The sequence below is a fragment of the Streptomyces sp. NPDC054841 genome (assembly GCF_053611045.1).
In genome coordinates this window covers 1-2958 of the sequence record NZ_JBSGZO010000736.1, presented here as the reverse complement: position 1 = coordinate 2958, position 2958 = coordinate 1, and the positions used below count along the sequence as shown (strand labels likewise).

Annotated in this window: 1 protein-coding gene; it reads left to right on the top strand. The window is 70.1% G+C overall.

Features of this window, described 5'->3' with window-relative positions:
- On the top strand, window positions 1-2958 hold a 2958-nt coding region (locus ACWGI8_RS42495), incomplete at both ends, for a hypothetical protein (RefSeq protein ID WP_453668814.1).

Genomic DNA, 2958 nt, shown 5'->3' with positions numbered 1-2958 from the left:
GTTCGTGCCTCTGGCCGAGCCGGACAAGCTGCCACGGCGGCTTTCACAGCCGGAGGTGCTCGACCGAGGCGGACTGACGGCCCCGCGCCTGGAAATGGACATCAACGGCTTGGTGGTGTCGGCCCCCAAGATTGCCCTTGAACTCCCCCTCCACGGGGCCACGCTCCTTCCGCAGACGATGCTCATCGCCTTCCCGGTGGACTACGACCTGGGCGGCTTCGTACTCGACGACGCCGATGGTGCCGAGCAGTGGCTGCTCACACCCAAGGAACTCGCCCAGCGGATCGAACGTGCCTACACGACCGGCACGAACGCGGGCCAGGCCGTCCCCACGGGCCTCTCCATCCAGCTGATCACCGGCAAGCGAGGGCCGGTGGACGGAACCCAGGCCGCGCTGCTTGCGACGCTGGCGAAGGAGATCGGAAGACACTTCAAGGCCGAAGCGACCTACGTCACTCCGGTGGGCGGCATCCTGGGCCTCACCAACCAGAATTCCTTGCTCCAGGTGACCGAGAGGCACCGACAAATTCTCGACGGGCTGTATCGGCGGGCAGAGAGGGCGCGAAGGGCGTGGGTCGACGAACTCAAGGCCGGGCGCCACGCCCCCAGAGAGCTGGTCGTCCTGCAGCCGGGCGGGCAGAGGCTGGCGTGGAAGCGGATCGCCAACGAGTACTCCCCCCTGCTGCCGAGCCGTGGCACCACGCCCATGGGTGCGCTGCAGAAGATGGAGACGCTTCGACCGATCTTTCACCGGGCGCCGGACGGCCGTACCGACCGGCTCACTCTGCAGACCGTCGTGCTGCCGCCTCAGGTGAGCGGCATGCTGGCCCGGTGCCAGTCCGGACTGAGTAGGCTCGTGGTCAGGCCCACCGTGCAGGGATTCGAACTCGACTTCCCCCTCTCGAACGGCTTGGTCGTTCCCGAGACGCTCTCCCCTTCGCAGGTCGCCCGTTGGGCGCGGCGCCAGCACGGGCATGGGGTCATGCCGCTGCAGGTCCTGTTCTGGGCCCCGGTCCCGGCCTGGCTGGCCCCGATCGTGGGGGACCAGCTCAGGGAGTTCGTGCAGGCCTACGAGGGACCGGTTTACGCCCAACCGCCGTCCGCAGGGTGGGAGATCGGTGCGTCCGGCTACGTCAAGCTGGTGGGCGGCGACCCCGCGGAGGGCTGGACGGAGCTGCTGCCGTCGTACGACTACCACGGCCCGACTTGCGTGACGGGACTGGACCGCTCCCTCGTTCCTGTCACGGGCACGGGCAAGGCCGCGACACCGGTCACCGCCGTACCGAAGGCCCTGGAGCAGCCCAACGGCGAGATCCGCGACGGCATCGTGTACACCGTGGACCGGGACGGAGCGGTAAGCGCGCACGTACCGATCGCCCAGTACGTCACCACGGATTTGGAGCTCCATGCTCCCCATGGGCCGGTGGTCACCCGGCTGCTTCCCGAGGAGCAGTGGCTCAAGCCGGACCATCGGTGGGTCAAGCCTCTCGGAGAGACCGCTGTGTTTCTGGTGCCGGGCGCTGTGGGTCAGGTGGTCGAGGTCATCCCCGGCAACAGCCTGTGGCTGCGGCCCGACGGGGTGAGCGGCCAAGTGGCCGGCACGATTCGGTTGACAGAGGGTCGAGGCCGACTCCTGATCCGGGTCGGCGTCCCCGGCACGCCGGTGGACGGCCAGCCGGGGGAGGGGGACTACCTACGCCATCTCCTCATGCACTCGGTGCTCACCAAACTGTCGGAGACCTACCGCCACAACCTGGTGATCAGCCTGGAAGGCCCGACGTACCAGCGGGACGCCTGGCTGGACTTCGCCAAGTCCATGGGCGCCGCCCTGGAATTCACGCCGGTCAGCCCCGGTGCCCTTGGCGGCGCCACCGAGGGCACCCAGATGTCCGAGCTGCTGCACAACCCGGGCGAGAGTTCTGCTGCTGCCGCCCAGCCTGATACCCGGCTGGCCTGGCTGGCCCTGCTGGGCAGCCTGCCGCCGTCGCCGCATATGGCTACGGTCGTCCTCGGCCTGGACCACGCGGGCAACTGGTACACCGTCGATCCGGCGACCGGGTTGCCCGATTCGGTGCTGTCCGTCACCGGGCCCACCGTCGGCGCCCAGGTCGGACAGTACGTCAGGCAGCAGGCACTCAGCGCTACCGGCGCCGGCGGTACGGTCCTGCGCCCGGCGCGCCTGCTCATCCTGCCGGTAAGCCCTGGCGCCGTCGTGCCGACCGGGCCGATCCTCCGTGCCGTCGCCAACGGTGCCGGAACTGCGATCTACACCGTGCGGACCACCCACCTGCCTGCGCCGGGCCTCTGGGGCGACGACATCTCCGCTGCCGCCCGGGTCTCGACGGACGGCGGAATGATCGAGGTCGGCGGCTGGGACGAGACCATCCCGGACCCGCAGACCCTCGACCCGCAGAACGCCGTCCCCTTCACCGGACCGCTCGTCACCGATGCCTTCGGACACCTTCACCCGCTCTCCCAGCCCTTCCGCTGGCGGGGCGCCGCCCCCGGCGTGGTCACCGACACCTCAAGCGCGGGAGTGATGTTCGCCAGCCAGGTGGCCACGCCCCCCGACCTCACCACTACTCTGCTGTGGGCGGAGCCCGACCGCCCTGCACCGCTGCTGCTCGGCGGTGGCGGATTGCAGGCCATCGACCCGGAGCCCTTCCTCACCTGGCTCGGAGCCGGCGGTCACCTGCAGGGCCGGGAGATCGAGATCGTGGCGCACGGGCCCGGTGCCCAGCAGGCCGCCCATCTGTGGCAGCAGTGGATTGCCGAGGTCGTCGGACGGAACACCGCGGCGGTGCACCTGGTTCAGGTCTCGGGAGACATCGGAACCGTCCTGCTGCCCGGCGTGCGCCGGCCGCTGGCGCTGCCGGCACCGGACGGGCAGCCGGGGCTGCACACCGGCACCCATCTGACCTTCCTGCCGCCCGGGCACACCCAGGCCCGCTTCGGCCC